This is a genomic window from Methanofastidiosum sp., assembly GCA_035362715.1.
Taxonomy (GTDB): domain Archaea; phylum Methanobacteriota_B; class Thermococci; order Methanofastidiosales; family Methanofastidiosaceae; genus Methanofastidiosum.
On record DAOSDU010000002.1, the window covers coordinates 156,888 to 172,605 of the forward strand.

The window sequence follows — 15,718 nt, forward strand, 5'->3', positions numbered from 1 at the left end:
ATCTGCTCCAATTTTATTTATAACAATAAAATTTATAATCCCTTTATATTCATTCAAGCATGGTGGAGTCGTTGAACTATACAAAATATGAAAAAGTAAGAATTATTGGGGCTAGAGCCCTTCAGATATCTTTAGGGGCACCTATATTACTTGAAACATCTATTCTTGACCCTATTAGAATTGCACAAGAAGAAATGAAGAAGGGAGTAATTCCAATAACTGTTGTAAGGGATTAGCCTTATGGGCGTAAACCTGGGTGAAATAGTCCCCAAACAAAAAATTGATATTTCGGATTTAAATGGTAAAAGTGTAGCAATTGACGCTTATAATGCACTTTACCAATTTTTAGCTATTATAAGGCAGAGGGATGGGACTCCATTAAAAAATTCAAAAGGAGAGGTAACATCTCATCTGTCCGGTCTTTTTTATAGAACTGTTAATTTCATTGAACAAGGGATCAGGCCCATATATGTTTTTGATGGTAAGCCACCTGAATTAAAGTTCCAAACAATTGAAAAAAGAAAAGAAGCCAAGGACGAAGCAAGAGATAAGTACATCGATGCCAAAGCCCGAGGAGATTTTAAAGAAGCAAAAAAATATTCCCAAATGACATCTTCTTTGAAGGGAGACATGGTAACTAGTTCTAAAGAACTTTTAGATTCTATGGGTATTCCATATATTGAATCGCCATCAGAAGGTGAATCTCAGGCTGCATATGTTGTTTTGAAAGGCGATGCGGATTTATCTGCATCACAGGACTACGATTCAATACTCTTTGGGGCTCCCTCTTTAGTAAGAAATCTGACTATTTCTGGAAAAAGGAAGATTCCAGGCAAGGATTTATTTGTTGATGTTGTGCCTGAGATTATAACTAATGAAAATGTACTTAATTCGCTCAATTTTTCAAGAGAACAATTGATTCAAGTTGCCATACTCATTGGAACTGACTATAATCCTGGCGGAATAAAAGGAATTGGTCCCAAAAAAGCCATAGAAATTGTAAGAGATGGGAAATTTGGGGAATATGGAGAATTTGATCAAATAATTAATCTCTTTTTGAATCCAGATGTTTCTGATAATTATAAAATCTCCTTTCAAAAGCCAGAAAAGGAAAAAATATTAAAGATACTATGTGACAGATACGAGTTTTCAGAACTTAGAGTAGAGAAAGGAATAGAGAGAATTGAATTCTCTCTAGAAAATACTCTAAAACAAAAAACTCTCGATATGTATTTTTAAATCTTAAATCTCTTTAAGATGTTTTCAATTTCTAGAGGCTCACTTATTGTGTAATCAACTATAGTTTTCAAATCGTTTTTTCTTTTAGCTTCACTTTCTAGTATTAAGAAACTTAAATCTGCTTCTTCGAAAGCTCCTTTATCATTAATATCATCGCCTACCATTATTACTTGTTCGTAGGTCTTTTTTAGATTTGATATAATTTTTCTCTTACCTTCTGGGTCTACTTGAGGAAAAACGAAATTATCCAATATCCCAAGTCTTTTTGCAAGGGGGTATACTGAACAGGGATTGTCTCCCGTGGCAAGATAAATATCCATCCCTTCTGATTGGAGAAAGTCAAATAATTGAAAAACCCCTTCTTTTATCTTACCTGAAGAAGCGACTATATGAGTTATTCTTTCTCTTTCGGCGTCCCCAACAACTCCACATCCAACCAAGGTACAAACATCATATTGCTTTTTTAGTTTTTTTATTGTTTCGTTAACTTCTTCGATAGTTATATCTTCTGCCCATTTGAGAATTTTTTCTTTTTCTATTGTGGCATTCGTGCCTTTAAATACTACTTCGAATCCTATATTTAGGTCTTTAATCAAGTGCCCAAGACTTTTTTTAGAATCTTCTTGCAAAAACGTGCATCTTGGATCTGTAGTTATTGTTACAAGAAAAAGGTTTGGATTATCTTCAATTAATTCTATACAGGATTTGTGGTAAATAAATTCATTTTTTTCCAAATCCTTTGATACTCTTTTAGTATCAACAAGTGTTCCGGATTTATCAAATACTATTGCTATCATGGTGGACATTTCTTTTTACTTTGGAGATAATTTCATCAAGTTTCTCTTGTGGGCAACTTTGGCCCCTTATAATCCCACTTATTATCTCGACTACTCTCCCTTTTGTAGTTCCATTATCATTATTAATAGTTTTTACGCCTATTTTTTCAAAATCTTCAAGGGTAACGGGGGCTTGGCATGCAATTATTGCGTCAATAGGGGCAAGATCTAGAATGAATTTGGCCTTATAGATTACATGGGTCCTAATATTCCCAAGATGTATTATTGCAAGCTTAAATTCATTTAATATTTCAACTTCCTTTTCTTCAATACCGAATAGAACACTTACCCCCGAAGAAGGAGCTTCTGGGGGAACTCCATTTCCAGCGTTTAATACCATAACACTTGTCTTTATGCCAGCTTCTCTCATGGCATAAGTTATCTCGCATATTGGTTTTGTTATATGTCTTCTTCCAGGGCTCATTGCTATCGCTATAATATCCCTACCTGCATCTGCAAAAGTGCCTCTTTGTGCTAGCCCCCCACCAAGGCCCATTCCTCCGCCCATTCTGCACTGGACCATATGCGTATTTCTTCCAATCATAAAAATCAACTATATATTCAGTTTATTTTTTATTTTAAAACTTTCCTATTGATTTGATATTTTTTACTTTATTAATTTACTTGATTATCTGTATGCCAAGAGGCCAAACAAGCATACTTAAAGGAATAGCAACAATAAGCATTGTTAAATGCGTTTTCTTTAATTCTTTGCATATCTTTTAAAATAACTATTAGAAAAGATTTATAAATGACTATTCATCCGTTATGCAGATTAGAAGGTGATTTTAATTGGCCGAAGAATGTAAAGACCAAGAGAGAAAAATAGACGCCGTAATGACTGTTATGAACGCATGGGTTTATGGTATAGAAAAGACAGCAAATAGTTTTTTTGGCAAACCTGAAGCATTTTATAGACAATGGATTATTATTTCTATCCGACCTTTTATAGCCAAATGGAAAGAGCTTGGGGCAGAGTTTAAATATGGTCTTGAAGGATTTGACGCTGCTAAGATGTATGTAGAAGAAGTTTCTAAAACTGGTTTTATGAATAGAAAAGATCATGAAATCGAAGGTAACAGTGAAAGCTTTGTTTATACCGTAAATAAATGTCCTTACAATGAACATTGCAACATGCTAGTTTCTGAAGACAAAGTAGAAAAATTAGCATGTAACAGAGCAATGGCAATTATAGGTGCAATAGAAAACTCAAAACCAGGAGAATCAAAAAAGTGGGAATACAAACCACAGTTCAAAAATGGTGGTCCATGCGTTATCGAATTTAAGAAGAAGTGAATTCAATGCTCTCAAAGCAAGAGAAGATTATTCTAAAAGTATTGGGTGACTTAAAAGGGGAATCAAATCCTGAGGAAATAGCTAAGATTTCACAATTACCCGAAGTCGCAGTAATGAGAACTCTTCTTTATCTGTCAAGTAAGGAGTTAGTAATAGTTGATGAAAAAGGCGTTTCTAACTTGTTACTAACGAATGAAGGTAAAACAAGTTTAGCAAACGGACTATTAGAAAAGATATTCATTAAAGGAATAAAAGATAAACTCCCATTAGGTGAAATTGGACTTTCTGAAGAAGAAAGAAATATTGCCATTGGAATGGCAAGAAGAAATGGGTGGATATCTATAGAGAAAAATAATAATTCGCTATCATTCTCTTTGACAGATAAAGGAAAAACTGTATTAAACGAAAAAACTTCTGAAGAGATTGCATTAGAAGATATCTCTAAGAAAAAATTAGTAGACGATAATCTAGTAACTCTTCTTGTTAAGAGAAAACTTGTTGAAAGGAAATTAGACACTGTCAGAAAGATATACCTGACTGAATTAGGAAAAAAAGAATTATCAAAAGGAATAGAAATAACAGACGAGATTTCTGAATTAACTCCAGACATGTTAAAAAATCAAAACTGGAGGGATGTTACTTTAAAAAGATTTGATGTTTCATCGGATGTCAAAGTATTCTACCCTTCAAGAAAACATTTTGTTAATCAGGCAATTGAGTATATCAGAAAAATCTGGCTTGAGATGGGATTTAAAGAAATGTCAGGTCCAATGATAGATACTTCTTTTTGGGTTTTCGATGCATTATTTCAACCTCAAGACCACCCTGCCAGAGACATGCAAGATACATTTTTTATTGAATCTCCAAGATTTGGGCAAATTGATCCAAAATTTTCTAATAAAATTTGTGCTATGCATGAACACGGAGGCGACATAAACTCCAAGGGTTGGGGATATAAATGGGATAAAAAAATCAGTGAAGAATATGTCCTAAGAACCCACACTACATCTCTTTCTGTAAGAACTCTCAGTACTTTAAAACCTGAAGATTTACCTGTAAAATTTTTCTCAGTTGGTAAAGTATTTAGAAATGAAAAACTTGACTGGAAACATCTTTTTGAGTTTTATCAAACTGATGGTATAGTAGTCGATGAGGATGCTAATTTTAAACACCTTCTGGGTTACCTCAAACGTTTCCTAAACAAAATGGGACATTCAAAAATAAGATTTAGACCTGCATATTTCCCATACACAGAACCAAGTATCGAAGTAGACATTTATAATAAAAATAAAGGTGAATGGGTAGAACTCTTGGGCGCAGGTATTTTTAGACCTGAAGTAGTTGTACCTCTCTTGGGAAAGGATATACCGGTACTTGCATGGGGCCCAGGATTTGGTAGAATTATGATGGAATATTATGGATTGACTGACATCCGACAGAAGTATATGAACGACCTCGACATGATGAAAAAATTACCTATTTGGATGAAAGGGTGATAAGATGCCGACAGTTAATTTTGATAAGAATGAATTCATATCCCTACTAGGAAAAGATGTTGATGATAAAACATTAAGTGATAGGATATCTATGATTGGCACTGACCTTGAAAAAGTAAATCCTGAGGTAGTAGTTGAAGTTTTCCCAGATAGGCCAGATTTGTTATCGATCGAGGGATTTACAAGTGCACTTAAAGGTTTTATGGGAATTGAGAAAGGGCCCATAGATTTCAAAGTTCATAATTCCAGTTACGGGGGTAAAGTTGACCCTAAAGTCAAATCTGTCAGGCCTTTTGCAGTTGGTGCAATAGTCAAAGGAATTAAATTTGATGATGATACAATTAGGTCATTAATGCAGATACAGGAAAAACTGCATATTACTCACGGTAGAAATAGAAAAAAAGTTGCAATAGGTGTGCATGACCTAGATAAGATTAAATTCCCCATTAAGTATACAACAATGCCAAGAGACTTCTCTTTTATACCTTTAGAATTTGAAAAGAATCTAACTATTGATGAAATATTAAAGACCCACCCAAAGGGAGTTGCATACTCTCATCTATTGTCAGAGTTTGAAGAATGCCCTATATGGGTAGATGACAATGGCCAAGTTTTGTCAATGCCACCAATAATAAATTCAGACTATACAAAAGTCACAGAAAAAACAAAAAATTTATTCTTAGATATTACGGGTACTCACAGAAAAAGTATTGAATACGCTTTGAACATAATATTGATGGGACTTTTCATTAGGGGTGCGGAGATATACTCTCTAAAATTGAACGACGAAGGAAAAGATTTAATTTATCCAAACCTTAATAGGGAAAGACTTGAATTGGATCTTTCATATTCTAATAAGATACTAGGATTGAATTTATCTGAAGCTGAAACAGCAGACTTATTAATGAAAATGCGATATGGCATAGCTTCAAAATCTAAAGATAAAATTATTGTGGAAATTCCGCCTTACAGAGCAGATATTTTACATCCAATAGATTTAGTTGAAGATGTGTCTATTGCCTACGGATTTGAAAACTTTATTCCCGAAATCCCCAAAATTGCAACAATTGGCCAAGAGAATTCTATCGAGGTATTCATAAGAAAGATAGAAGAAGTGATGGTGGGATTTAATTTCTTCGAAGTAAAGAATTACATCCTCTCTAATGAAGATGTTTTGATTACTAAAATGCTTGACAATAAAAGAAAACTTGTAAAGACAAGGAATGCTGTAAATACGGAATTTGACACTGTTAGGAGTAGTCTCTTGCCCTTGCTAATAAAGACATTAGTTTCAAATTCACACTATGAATACCCTCAGAATATATTTGAAGTAGGGGTAGTTGTTCCAGATCAAAACTTAATAGAAAAGCAGTATCTTTCTTGCACAATATGCCACCCCAAGGCCAATTTTTCTGAAATAAAGGGAATATTTAATGGCCTTCTTTCTTCTTTCGGGCTCCAATATTCTGTAAATGAAAAAGAGTATCCTTATTTTATTGAAGGAAGATCTTGCGCTCTAGAAATCGATGGGTCAAATATAGGCAAAATGGGAGAATTAAATCCTGAAGTGTTATATAATTTCAAACTAGAAATGCCAGTTTCTGCATTTGAGATTGACCTCTCAGCTTTATTCGCTCTTTTCAAAGAAAAGATACAAGGGTAAGAATTATTCCTGATATTAGTGGTATGGATAAATTATCATTTACTTTTATTAGATATCCTTCTGCAAATGTAGCAGCAAGTGCACCGCTTATAGCCATAAATGGATTTAAAATAAGAAGTCCGACAAGAAGGCACGATACAAAGCAGGCAAGACTGCCTTCCACTGATTTTTTTCCACCCATATATTTTATTCTCCCATACCTCTTACCGATTATAGCCGAAAAAAAATCACCTACAGAATTGAAGCTTATAGCTGCAATGGCAATATTTTTTTCGAATAGAAGAACTGTAAAAAATGAAGAAATGATAAAATACGTTGCAGCTGACAAATCAACTTTTTCATAATCTCTAACAGTTTTTCCAACAACTTTTGGGATAAAATCATTTCCAAAATTGTATCTTAACCTTAAAAATTCCACAAATACGAAAACAAGAACTAGAATGGACATTCCAAATATTGCCTCTTTTTTGTCAAAGAATAAGTAGCTTATTGGGATCAACAATCCTATCTCGTGAAATATTTTCCTTTTGAACTCAGAATCCATAGTAATCCTCATTAAATTTATAAACATTATAAGTGGGGTTATTTTTAATGTTTGGGGTATATAGATGAAACTAATAATAAGTTCAGAATTAGATATGGCTGGAGAAAATATACGAGAGAACTTAATTCAAAATTATCCCTTTGAAAAACTGGAAGGTAATACTTTTTATGATAAGAATAAAGACTCATTACTTGTAAAAATAAAAAATGAAACTATTTATACAGATTTTCCAGAAAATATAGTACAAGAAGAAGTTAAAGATTATAATTTAAGCGCTATTGATTCAATTTTTTTTGCAACAAGACATAAATCTGTTACCAAAATACCAACTTTAACTTGCCACACACCAGGAAATTTTGGTAACGCGGATTATGGTGGTAAAGACGGCCAAGTTTCTCCGTCTAATCCGGTATTTCAAAAACTAGTATTAAACGAAATCATGGATTTATCAAAAGACCTTGAAATATCTTTTGAAGTTTCCCTTGAAGCTACACACCACGGGCCATTAACAGGGCTTCCTACAACTTTTATTGAGATTGGAAGCGATGAAACATATTGGGGGGTAAAAGAAGCTGGTGAAGTTATATCTTCAGCAATTTACAAATCGCTTTCTTATAATGAAAATAAATATTCTTTCAGAATCGCCGCTGGAATAGGCGGGGGTCATTATTGCCCTAAATTTACTGAAATCATGTTAAATACCGATATTGCAATAGGCCATGTAATTGCAAAGTATAATACTCCAGTCACGGATTCAATTCTTTATGAATTAGTAACAAAAAGTGGGCCACTGGACGTTGTTCTTTTAGATTGGAAGGGAGTTAAGGAACGGTCAGATTTAAAAGACAAACTTACTAGTAGAAGTATATCATTTGTAAAAACAAGTGATATTGTAAAAGAATAAGGATTACCACTAAAGCGAAGCATTATACATAGCATTATTAAGCAAAAGCTTTATATACTATTAACCTATATAGATAACAAATAGGAGTTTTATGTTACCAATAATAAGTAGCTACATTAACGATAAAGGGGGAGTTAAATGAGATCTGTTATTGAAGATGCCATTGAGAGGGCGGTAACAGAAAAAGATATTGTTAAGGATCATCGCTATACTTCTGTGGATGAGGAACTTGAAAGAGTACTTAGAGAATCAAGAGCCAAGATAAAAGTAGTAGGAACAGGTGGAGCTGGCTCCAATGCAATTGACAGATTAATGGAAATTGGAGTAATTGGAGTTGAAGCAATAGCAGTTAATACTGATGCCCAAGATTTACTAGATACTAGAGCAGACAAAAAAATATTGATTGGAAAAGAAGTCACTAGAGGTTTAGGAGCAGGCAACGATCCAAAAGTTGGAGAAGAGTCTGCAAGAGAAGACGAGAGGACAATTAAAGAAGTAATAGAAGGAAGCGATATGGTTTTTGTCACCTGTGGATTAGGTGGAGGAACGGGGACTGGTTCTGCACCAGTAATTGCCGAAATTGCTAAAAAAATGGGGGCACTAACTGTTGCAGTTGTGACTTTACCTTTCACAGTTGAAGGTTTGAGACGACAAAGAAATGCCGAAAAAGGACTTGAGAGATTAAGAAAAGTTAGCGATACTGTAATTGTCATACCAAACGATAAATTGCTAGATATAGCACCTGGTTTACCCATAAACGCGGCTTTTAAAGTTTCTGATGATATACTGATTAGAGCTGTTGGCGGAATAGCTGAATTAATTACAAAACCTGGATTAGTAAACGTTGACTTCGCCGATGTTAGATCTGTAATGAAAGAAGGAGACGTTGCAATGATCGGAATGGGAGAATCCGATACGGAGAACAGAGCTAAAGAAGCAATAACTGAAGCTTTGAGTAGCCCTCTGATAGATGTAGATGTAACCGGTGCCAAAGGCGCGTTAATTAACATCACTGGAAGTTCAAATATGAAACTAGAAGAAGCAGAGAAGATCGTAGAGCATGTAACAAATGAACTTGAGCCAGATGCCCAGATTATTTGGGGTGCAATGATAAACGAAGAAATTAAAAATGGACTTAGAGTAATGGTAGTTCTTTCAGGAGTCAAATCACCTTACATATTCGGAAGAAAAGAAACTGAGATGCTTATAGAGAGCGAAACACCCGTTAGGGGAATCGATCTTGGAATAGAATACATTTAAAAAGGATTCTCATTAATTAGCCTCATGACAGAGGCTAATCTAAAGAAAAAGGAAAGAGCAAGAAGTTGGATTTCCGAATACACAAGAGTGCTAAAACTTGCTAAGAAGCCTGGCAGAAAGGAATATTCGCTTACATCTAAAGTAACTGGAATTGGGATAGTACTTATTGGGATAATTGGTTACTCAATAAAATATCTCTCAGTTTTAATCCAAAGTCTTGGAGCATAAATTCCTTCTAAAAAGGCTAAACTTTTTAAATCTTTGAGTACCTTTGATTTTGTTGTTATTGTGGGTGAGAATGTAATGGATGATGACGAGAATCCAATCTTTGCATTAAAGGTAGCTGTTAATCAAGAACAGAACGTAGCAAAGATGATAGAGGGAAAAGTAAAAACTAACAACCTTAAAATTTATGCAGTCTTAGCACCAGAAACCTTAAAAGGGTATGTTTTCATTGAGGCGAGTGATAAAGGGGCTGTAGAAGAAGCCATTCAAGGCCTTCGAAATGTAAGAGGGATTCTTGAAGGTAAAATCGCCTTTGATGAAATAAGTCATTTCTTAGAGGCTAAGCCATCGGTATCTGGTCTTGCAAAAGGTGACATTGTAGAATTAATAGCAGGGCCATTTAAGGGTGAAAAAGCTAAGATTATAAGGGTAGATAAAGGCAAAGAAGAACTTACAGTTGAGCTTCTTGAAGCAATGGTGCCTATACCCGTTACCGTTAAAGGAGATTATGTCAGAATTATAGAGAAAAAGAGCTAGTGGTGATATAATGGGAAAAGAGAGATCTGTTACCTCACTTGTTGATGGAGGAAAGGCTACTGCCGGTCCACCTTTAGGACCTGCTTTGGGACCACTTGGTATTAATGTGGGAAAGGTTGTCGCCGAAATAAATGAAAAAACGAAAGATTTTCAAGGAATGAAAGTCCCAGTTAAGATTTTTGTTGATGACAAAAAGAACTTCAGAGTTGAAGTTGGTGTTCCTCCCGCATCCGCATTAATTCTAAAAGATCTTAAATTAGAAAAAGGATCTTCTACACCATCTTCAAGTAAAGTTGGAGATATTAGTATAGATGCACTTGTTAGAATTGCTAAGATGAAGGAACCTTCTTCATTATCTCCTGATATTGCAGGAGTGGTTAAAGAGATTCTAGGAACATGTGTTTCTATGGGCGTAACTTGTGAGGGCAAAGACCCCAGAGTAGTCCAAAACGAGATAAAAGAAGGAAAATACGATAATATAATTAAATAAGGAGGAATCGTTTTGAAAGAGGCTGTATTACGAGCAGTGAAGAAGGCAAAGGAAACTTCAAAGCCGAGAAACTTCACACAGTCAATGGAGATGAGTATAAATCTTCAAGGACTAGACATGAAAAAAACACAAAACCGAATCAAAGAAGACTTTGTTTTACCTAACGGAAGGGGCAAAGATGTGAAGATTGGGATCTTTGCTTCAGGGGATATGGCATTAAGAGCCAAAAAGGAAAACTTGTCTGTATTTGATCAAGAAGACATAGAAAAATTCGCAAAGGACAAAAAACTTGCAAAAAAAGTTGCAAATACTCACGATTTTTTCATAGCGCAAACAGATTTCATGACCTTAGTTGGAAAATCATTAGGTCCAATATTTGCGCCAAGAGGAAAAACACCTGCACCTTTGCCTCCAACTGCTTCGCTTGAACCTATATTAAATAAACTGAAAAAAACAGTTAAAATAAAAAGCTACAATCAGTCCGTCATTCATATGTTCGTTGGCTCCGAAAAAATGGACGATGAGATGTTAGCGGAAAACATTACAGAAATTGTTAAGTTTTTTGAAAAGAAACTTGAGAAAGGATTCGATAACATAAAATCAATTTACATAAAAACTTCTATGGGGCCTGCAGTAAAGCTGGAGGATTTTAAATGAAGGGAAGAGTAGCAGTTAAAGGGGACGTAGCTGAATGGAAAGCAGAAGAAGTTAACTCCCTAAGAGATATGATTAAGTCTTCTCCTGTAGTAGGAGTTGTTGAACTTCAAGGGATACCTGCAAAACAGTTACAGAATATAAGGGAAGAACTAAGAGGCAAAGTTACTTTTAGAATGTCAAAAAATAAGTTAATGAAGATAGCTCTTGAAAAAACTGAAAAAGAATCCCTAATGGACCATATTAATGCAGGAGCAGCTTTCGTTTTTTCTAATGAAAATCCTTTTAGAATTTACCGACTTTTACAAAAATCAAAAGCACCAGCACCAGCAAAACCAGGTGACGTTGCAAAAAATGATATAATAATCCCTCAAGGAAGTACAGGATTGCCACCAGGGCCACTTGTAAGTGAGCTTCAAACTCTTGGAGTCCCAGCTAAAATTGACAAGGGTACGATATCTATTGAAAGAGATGCAGTACTCGTAAAGCATGGAGAAATAATATCCAAGAAAATTAGTGACATTCTTTCTCAGCTTAAAATTGAACCAATGGAAGTTGGTGCAGATTTGGCGGCTGCTTATGAAAATGGACTATTATTCAAAAGAGATGTTCTAACTATCGATGACGCCCAAACTAGAAATAACGTAATAAAGGCATTTTCAAATGCTTTGGCGCTATCCTTTGATAGAAGAATATTTACAAAACAAAGTGTAAAACTATTAATACAGCAAGGTGCACTTAAAACAAAATCCTTGGCAATTGGTGCAAATATAGTTTCTCCTGAGACTATTGGGCCAATAATGTCAAAGAGTGTTGCCCAAGCTCTCAGTCTATCCAAATTGTTAAATGGCGCTGCGTTGGACGATGAACTTAAAAATAAGCTCAACGTATCTCAATCGTCAGCCCCTGCTGAGACAAAAGTAGTTGAACATAAGGTTGAAGAAAATAAAGATAATAAAGATAAAGATGGGGAAGCCGGATTAGAAGGTCTAGGTGCCCTATTTGGTTAATTAATGGAGGTGTGATTATGGAATATGTATATGCTGCGATGATCCTTCATGAGGCTAAGAAGGAAATAAATGAAGCGAATTTAAACAGTGTTTTAAAAGCCGCTGGAGTAGCAGTCGATGAGGCCAGAATTAAAGCTCTTGTATCTTCATTGGAAGGTGTGGATATTGAGGATGCTATAAGCTCTGCTTCAATGCCAGTTGCTCAAGCACCTGTAGCTGCACCAGCAGCCGCTTCAGACCACAAAGCTTCTGAATCAAAGAAGGAAGAAAAGAAAGAAGAAGCAGAAGAATCGGCACTTGAAGGTTTAGGCGCTCTCTTCGGTTAATTCTGTATCTTCTATTTTTAATTTTCTCTTTTTAAATCCTTTACATATGATGTAAGTTTCACGGCTTGCTGATCTTGATGACTCAGGCTTTGATATTTTAACGTAATAAAAATCATTTTTTATATCGTCTACTAATTCTTTAGTATATTCTCCTTGAAATAATTTTATGAGTAGATTTCCTTTATATTGTAACAAATTCGTGGATAATTCTAAGGCTCTATAACAAAGATCAATAGACTTTTCATGGTCTAAAGATCTAATCCCTGATGTGTTAGGGGCAAGGTCTGAAATAATGGCGTTAAATTCTTGTTTAATATCCTTAATCCTCTCTATAGTTGAACTATCAAATATATCTCCTTGGACAAAAAAAGAGTTGGGGAATTTTTCTTTCACGTTTTTCAAATCAACCCCCACTACTAACCCTGTATCTCCTACTAATGTTGATGCTATTTGCATCCATCCGCCGGGAGCAGCCCCTAGATCTAATACACTATACCCTTTCTTTATAATATTGAATTTTTTGTTAAGTTGAATAAGCTTAAAAGAGGCTCTGGACTTATAACCCTCTTTCTTGGCCATTCTGTGATACCCATCTTTCTGCTGATACATAATCAATATTATATAAAAACTCTTTTAAATGTATATTTTCCCCTATGACTGTGTCAAATTTGCTTGAATCTGCATCTTACTGGAATACAAAGGGCATAATTCTAGATAGGATGGGAAAGCATAAAGATGCATTAGTCTGTTTTGAAAAGGCGAGGGCAATTGACCCTCATGATGCAGACGTCATAACTAACATTGGTATATCATTTGATAAACTAGGAAAACCGGAAGAAGCCTTAAAATTCTATGATATGGCTCTTCAAAAAAATGAAGACACTAAGACTCTTTATAATAAAGGTATATCTCTGTCAAAAATTGGAAATTATTCTGAAGCAATAAATTGTTTTAAAAAAGTTCTAAATGAAGAAAAGAATAATAAAAATGCAATCATAAATCTTGCTATTGCACTACAAAAAATGGATAGACTAGATGAAGCCATTTCAATTCTAAAAGAGTGGGGGGAATTTGACTACATTTATACAAGAGCCCAGTTAATGCTTGAAAATGGGAAAAAACAGATTGAAGACTCAATAAATCTATTGCATATGTGTTTGAATGAGAATTCTGAAAGTATTCCTTCTCTTGAGAATATTTCTTATGCTCTAAAGATGCTAGGTATGGAAGGAGAATCCCTAAGATACTTAGAAAACGTTAGGCAGCTTTACTCTGAAAGAAGAAAAGTAGAAGATAAAATCAAAACTTTGAAAGAATTATTGGTGGATTCTTTATCTAATTATGAAAAAATAGGAGAAATTTTAATAACAAAAAAAGGATTAGGCAAAAATTATAATTTTTATAAAGATATCTTTGAAGGGCTTTATCAAGATATTCTATTCATCGATGAAGATCATTCCTCATTTTTGGATAATTATGGAAAAAGATCAATATCCTCCTCTAACGTATATATCAAAGAGCTTCTAGTCCGGATTAACAATTTAAGTGAAAGCCTCACCATATTGAAGCTTAAAATAGAAGAGGATATTGGTAGACCAAGTCTTAGATATATTTTTTATATATTGAACCCATTAGAGCGGAAAAAAGAATCTGAAATTCAAGTATATTTAATTAATAATGGAGATATTGAAGCTTTTGACATATCTGTTTTAATAGAAAAAAACAAAGATTTGAATATATCAAAAATTGAAGATAAAATAGACTCGCTCAAACCCATGGAATATAGGCCTTATACCATTAAGATTAAGCCTAAGAACGAAGGAATATTTGAGATTAATACTTTTTGTGATTATAGGGGAAATGAAGTCTATGAAACTAGAACTGTTTATCCCTTGGAAATACCATATTTGCCTGACGAGGACTCAATGTATTTGATTTCTTATCTAAAAGTTTTAAGGCTGGATATGGATACAACCGCAGAGGAAATAAAACGCAGATGGAAAGAGCTTTCTAAATATTATCACCCCGATACAACCCAAGATGAAAAAGAAAAAATATTAAAAGAAGGCATTTTAAAAGAAATAAATGAAGCATATGAAGAATTGAAGAACTACTACTAGATTATCAATATATCCTTCTTACAATATTCATAAAAAACAGCAAGATATAAAAATTAAGTAAAGAAATAAGGCATATGAAGAATAAAAAAAGTGTAATATTAGTATCGATATTGATACTTCATCTCTTTTTCATAAATCCCGTAGTATCTGCAGATGTTCCAAGATCTTTTTTTGTGGACACAGCTAATGGTCAACCTCAATCAATAATAGTAGTTGGTAAAAATGCAGCTTCGATGGATTCGATTTCTGGAAGCTTAATTATTACAAAAATTCAAGCCGAAGCATACTATGAGGATCCCGCAAAAGGTTTATTTAGGGTTAATATTTGGGATCGTGAGAAATTGATAACCTATGATGAATTACTAATGGAAGATGTCGCTAAAAAGAATAATCTTATACTTGTGGGCGGGCCCGTTGCAAATAGACTTGTAGCGAATCTAGTTAGAGAAGGTAAATCCAAAGTTGACTGGTATAATTCACAAGGGGAGACTGAATACATATCAAATGGTTTATACGAACGTGATGTGATTATTGTCGCAGGTGCAGACAGAGAAAAAACAAGGGCTGCAGTATTACAATTGATTAGTTCTTAATCGCTCTATTCGAAATCAATATCTATATATAATTGTAAGAATCTCCATAGGAAATCAAGGGGTTATAATGAAAGAAGTATTAGTGCTATATACCGGACAAAAATATAAATGCAAGCAATGCGGAGAATGCTGCAGGGTTCGTGGAGTTCCACTAACTTTATTTGATATAGAAAGAATTGAAAAAAATACCGATAAAGAGTTCGCTTTGTACGATATTTCCAGAAAGAAATTCGTAATTGAAAAAAGAATTTGGGATAATGGTTGCGTATTTTTGGATGATAAAAATTGTACAATACATGAATATAAGCCCTTGATTTGTAGACTTTTCCCATTGGGAGTTTTTTATAAACCCATATCTGAATCAGATACTCCTTATATATTAAAAAATGGAGAAAAGGCATACATATATGTCGATATCTCCTGCCCTGGAATTGGAAACGAAGGAGAACCTTTTGACATTGAAAAAATTTTAGAATTATGCCAGAAAATTAAAATTGAAATGGCTTATACATTAAACTTGTAGGT

General features: G+C 34.2%; 20 protein-coding genes. 16 read left to right on the plus strand and 4 right to left on the minus strand.

Annotated elements, in window-relative coordinates; all coding sequences use genetic code 11:
• The first annotated feature begins 62 nt into the window (after positions 1-62).
• Both PLI06_02190 and fen read left to right on the plus strand, forming a co-directional pair.
• Complete coding sequence (locus PLI06_02190; GenBank protein HOI76407.1) at positions 63-236, plus strand: DNA-directed RNA polymerase subunit K; 174 nt, start codon at positions 63-65, stop codon at positions 234-236.
• Between the two features lie 4 nt (positions 237-240).
• Positions 241-1,239: a flap endonuclease-1 gene (gene fen, locus PLI06_02195; GenBank protein ID HOI76408.1), complete on the plus strand. Its 999-nt coding sequence runs from the start codon at positions 241-243 to the stop codon at positions 1,237-1,239.
• On the opposite strand, the gene PLI06_02200 is transcribed toward fen, so the two are convergent.
• Together PLI06_02200 and mcrC are read right to left on the minus strand one after the other, a co-directional pair.
• Positions 1,236-2,045 (minus strand): HAD family hydrolase, encoded by an 810-nt coding sequence (locus PLI06_02200; protein HOI76409.1) that lies wholly within the window; start codon positions 2,043-2,045, stop codon positions 1,236-1,238. The two genes, fen and PLI06_02200, sit on opposite strands and share 4 nt — an antisense overlap.
• Positions 2,017-2,628: a methyl-coenzyme M reductase I operon protein C gene (gene mcrC / locus PLI06_02205; GenBank protein HOI76410.1), complete on the minus strand. Its 612-nt coding sequence runs from the start codon at positions 2,626-2,628 to the stop codon at positions 2,017-2,019. The genes PLI06_02200 and mcrC overlap by 29 nt, the downstream gene beginning before the upstream one ends.
• A gap of 239 nt (positions 2,629-2,867) precedes the next feature.
• Between mcrC and PLI06_02210 the strand changes: the two genes are divergently transcribed.
• From PLI06_02210 to pheT, 3 genes are read left to right on the plus strand one after another with little or no spacing between them, the layout of a single operon-like run.
• Complete coding sequence (locus PLI06_02210) at positions 2,868-3,371, plus strand: hypothetical protein (protein HOI76411.1); 504 nt, start codon at positions 2,868-2,870, stop codon at positions 3,369-3,371.
• Between the two features lie 5 nt (positions 3,372-3,376).
• A complete protein-coding gene (locus PLI06_02215) occupies positions 3,377-4,867 on the plus strand; it encodes a phenylalanine--tRNA ligase subunit alpha (GenBank protein ID HOI76412.1) in 1,491 nt (496 codons plus the stop codon).
• 4 nt (positions 4,868-4,871) lie between these two features.
• A complete protein-coding gene (pheT, locus tag PLI06_02220; protein HOI76413.1) occupies positions 4,872-6,530 on the plus strand; it encodes a phenylalanine--tRNA ligase subunit beta in 1,659 nt (552 codons plus the stop codon).
• Here the strand turns inward: pheT and PLI06_02225 are convergent.
• Complete coding sequence (locus tag PLI06_02225) at positions 6,508-7,074, minus strand: SEC59/DGK1/VTE5 family protein (GenBank protein HOI76414.1); 567 nt, start codon at positions 7,072-7,074, stop codon at positions 6,508-6,510. The genes pheT and PLI06_02225 overlap by 23 nt on opposite strands.
• Positions 7,075-7,138: 64 nt before the next feature.
• On the opposite strand from PLI06_02225, the gene PLI06_02230 reads away from it, so the two are divergent.
• The 8 genes from PLI06_02230 to rpl12p all read left to right on the plus strand — a co-directional run bounded on the left by PLI06_02230 (position 7,139) and on the right by rpl12p (position 12,480).
• The gene (locus PLI06_02230; GenBank protein HOI76415.1) at positions 7,139-7,978 is read left to right on the plus strand and encodes a D-aminoacyl-tRNA deacylase; all 840 of its coding nucleotides are present in this window, start codon (positions 7,139-7,141) and stop codon (positions 7,976-7,978) included.
• Between the two features lie 138 nt (positions 7,979-8,116).
• Positions 8,117-9,238, plus strand: a complete 1,122-nt coding sequence (ftsZ, locus tag PLI06_02235) for a cell division protein FtsZ (GenBank protein HOI76416.1) — start codon at positions 8,117-8,119, stop codon at positions 9,236-9,238.
• A 24-nt stretch (positions 9,239-9,262) separates the two neighbouring features.
• Positions 9,263-9,466: a protein translocase SEC61 complex subunit gamma gene (locus tag PLI06_02240; GenBank protein ID HOI76417.1), complete on the plus strand. Its 204-nt coding sequence runs from the start codon at positions 9,263-9,265 to the stop codon at positions 9,464-9,466.
• A gap of 75 nt (positions 9,467-9,541) precedes the next feature.
• Positions 9,542-10,000: a transcription elongation factor Spt5 gene (locus PLI06_02245; protein HOI76418.1), complete on the plus strand. Its 459-nt coding sequence runs from the start codon at positions 9,542-9,544 to the stop codon at positions 9,998-10,000.
• A gap of 10 nt (positions 10,001-10,010) precedes the next feature.
• Positions 10,011-10,490: a 50S ribosomal protein L11 gene (locus PLI06_02250; GenBank protein HOI76419.1), complete on the plus strand. Its 480-nt coding sequence runs from the start codon at positions 10,011-10,013 to the stop codon at positions 10,488-10,490.
• A gap of 12 nt (positions 10,491-10,502) precedes the next feature.
• Positions 10,503-11,147, plus strand: a complete 645-nt coding sequence (locus PLI06_02255) for a 50S ribosomal protein L1 (GenBank protein ID HOI76420.1) — start codon at positions 10,503-10,505, stop codon at positions 11,145-11,147.
• Positions 11,144-12,154 (plus strand): 50S ribosomal protein L10, encoded by a 1,011-nt coding sequence (locus PLI06_02260; protein ID HOI76421.1) that lies wholly within the window; start codon positions 11,144-11,146, stop codon positions 12,152-12,154. Before PLI06_02255 ends, PLI06_02260 begins: the two co-directional genes overlap by 4 nt.
• A 17-nt stretch (positions 12,155-12,171) precedes the next feature.
• Positions 12,172-12,480, plus strand: coding sequence for a 50S ribosomal protein P1 (gene rpl12p / locus PLI06_02265; GenBank protein ID HOI76422.1), 309 nt, complete (start codon positions 12,172-12,174; stop codon positions 12,478-12,480).
• On the opposite strand, the gene PLI06_02270 is transcribed toward rpl12p, so the two are convergent.
• Positions 12,460-13,089, minus strand: a complete 630-nt coding sequence (locus PLI06_02270; protein ID HOI76423.1) for an RlmE family RNA methyltransferase — start codon at positions 13,087-13,089, stop codon at positions 12,460-12,462. The genes rpl12p and PLI06_02270 overlap by 21 nt on opposite strands.
• A gap of 50 nt (positions 13,090-13,139) precedes the next feature.
• On the opposite strand from PLI06_02270, the gene PLI06_02275 reads away from it, so the two are divergent.
• The 3 genes from PLI06_02275 (at position 13,140) to PLI06_02285 (ending at position 15,716) form a co-directional block, all read left to right on the plus strand.
• Positions 13,140-14,600: a tetratricopeptide repeat protein gene (locus PLI06_02275; GenBank protein ID HOI76424.1), complete on the plus strand. Its 1,461-nt coding sequence runs from the start codon at positions 13,140-13,142 to the stop codon at positions 14,598-14,600.
• A gap of 74 nt (positions 14,601-14,674) precedes the next feature.
• The gene (locus tag PLI06_02280) at positions 14,675-15,193 is read left to right on the plus strand and encodes an S-layer protein (GenBank protein ID HOI76425.1); all 519 of its coding nucleotides are present in this window, start codon (positions 14,675-14,677) and stop codon (positions 15,191-15,193) included.
• A gap of 67 nt (positions 15,194-15,260) precedes the next feature.
• The gene (locus tag PLI06_02285; protein HOI76426.1) at positions 15,261-15,716 is read left to right on the plus strand and encodes a YkgJ family cysteine cluster protein; all 456 of its coding nucleotides are present in this window, start codon (positions 15,261-15,263) and stop codon (positions 15,714-15,716) included.
• Positions 15,717-15,718: the final 2 nt, after the last annotated feature.

What these genes read in the sequence shown, in the direction of transcription:
- fen (HOI76408.1), top strand. Translation starts at nt 241, where the DNA reads ATGGGCGTAAACCTGGGTGAAATAGTCCCCAAACAAAAAATTGATATT.
- PLI06_02200 (HOI76409.1), bottom strand. Translation starts at nt 2,045, where the DNA reads ATGTCCACCATGATAGCAATAGTATTTGATAAATCCGGAACACTTGTT.
- PLI06_02215 (HOI76412.1), top strand. Translation starts at nt 3,377, where the DNA reads ATGCTCTCAAAGCAAGAGAAGATTATTCTAAAAGTATTGGGTGACTTA.
- pheT (HOI76413.1), top strand. Translation starts at nt 4,872, where the DNA reads ATGCCGACAGTTAATTTTGATAAGAATGAATTCATATCCCTACTAGGA.
- PLI06_02225 (HOI76414.1), bottom strand. Translation starts at nt 7,074, where the DNA reads ATGGATTCTGAGTTCAAAAGGAAAATATTTCACGAGATAGGATTGTTG.
- PLI06_02230 (HOI76415.1), top strand. Translation starts at nt 7,139, where the DNA reads ATGAAACTAATAATAAGTTCAGAATTAGATATGGCTGGAGAAAATATA.
- ftsZ (HOI76416.1), top strand. Translation starts at nt 8,117, where the DNA reads ATGAGATCTGTTATTGAAGATGCCATTGAGAGGGCGGTAACAGAAAAA.
- PLI06_02240 (HOI76417.1), top strand. Translation starts at nt 9,263, where the DNA reads ATGACAGAGGCTAATCTAAAGAAAAAGGAAAGAGCAAGAAGTTGGATT.
- PLI06_02245 (HOI76418.1), top strand. Translation starts at nt 9,542, where the DNA reads ATGGATGATGACGAGAATCCAATCTTTGCATTAAAGGTAGCTGTTAAT.
- PLI06_02250 (HOI76419.1), top strand. Translation starts at nt 10,011, where the DNA reads ATGGGAAAAGAGAGATCTGTTACCTCACTTGTTGATGGAGGAAAGGCT.
- PLI06_02260 (HOI76421.1), top strand. Translation starts at nt 11,144, where the DNA reads ATGAAGGGAAGAGTAGCAGTTAAAGGGGACGTAGCTGAATGGAAAGCA.
- rpl12p (HOI76422.1), top strand. Translation starts at nt 12,172, where the DNA reads ATGGAATATGTATATGCTGCGATGATCCTTCATGAGGCTAAGAAGGAA.
- PLI06_02270 (HOI76423.1), bottom strand. Translation starts at nt 13,089, where the DNA reads ATGTATCAGCAGAAAGATGGGTATCACAGAATGGCCAAGAAAGAGGGT.
- PLI06_02280 (HOI76425.1), top strand. Translation starts at nt 14,675, where the DNA reads ATGAAGAATAAAAAAAGTGTAATATTAGTATCGATATTGATACTTCAT.
- PLI06_02285 (HOI76426.1), top strand. Translation starts at nt 15,261, where the DNA reads ATGAAAGAAGTATTAGTGCTATATACCGGACAAAAATATAAATGCAAG.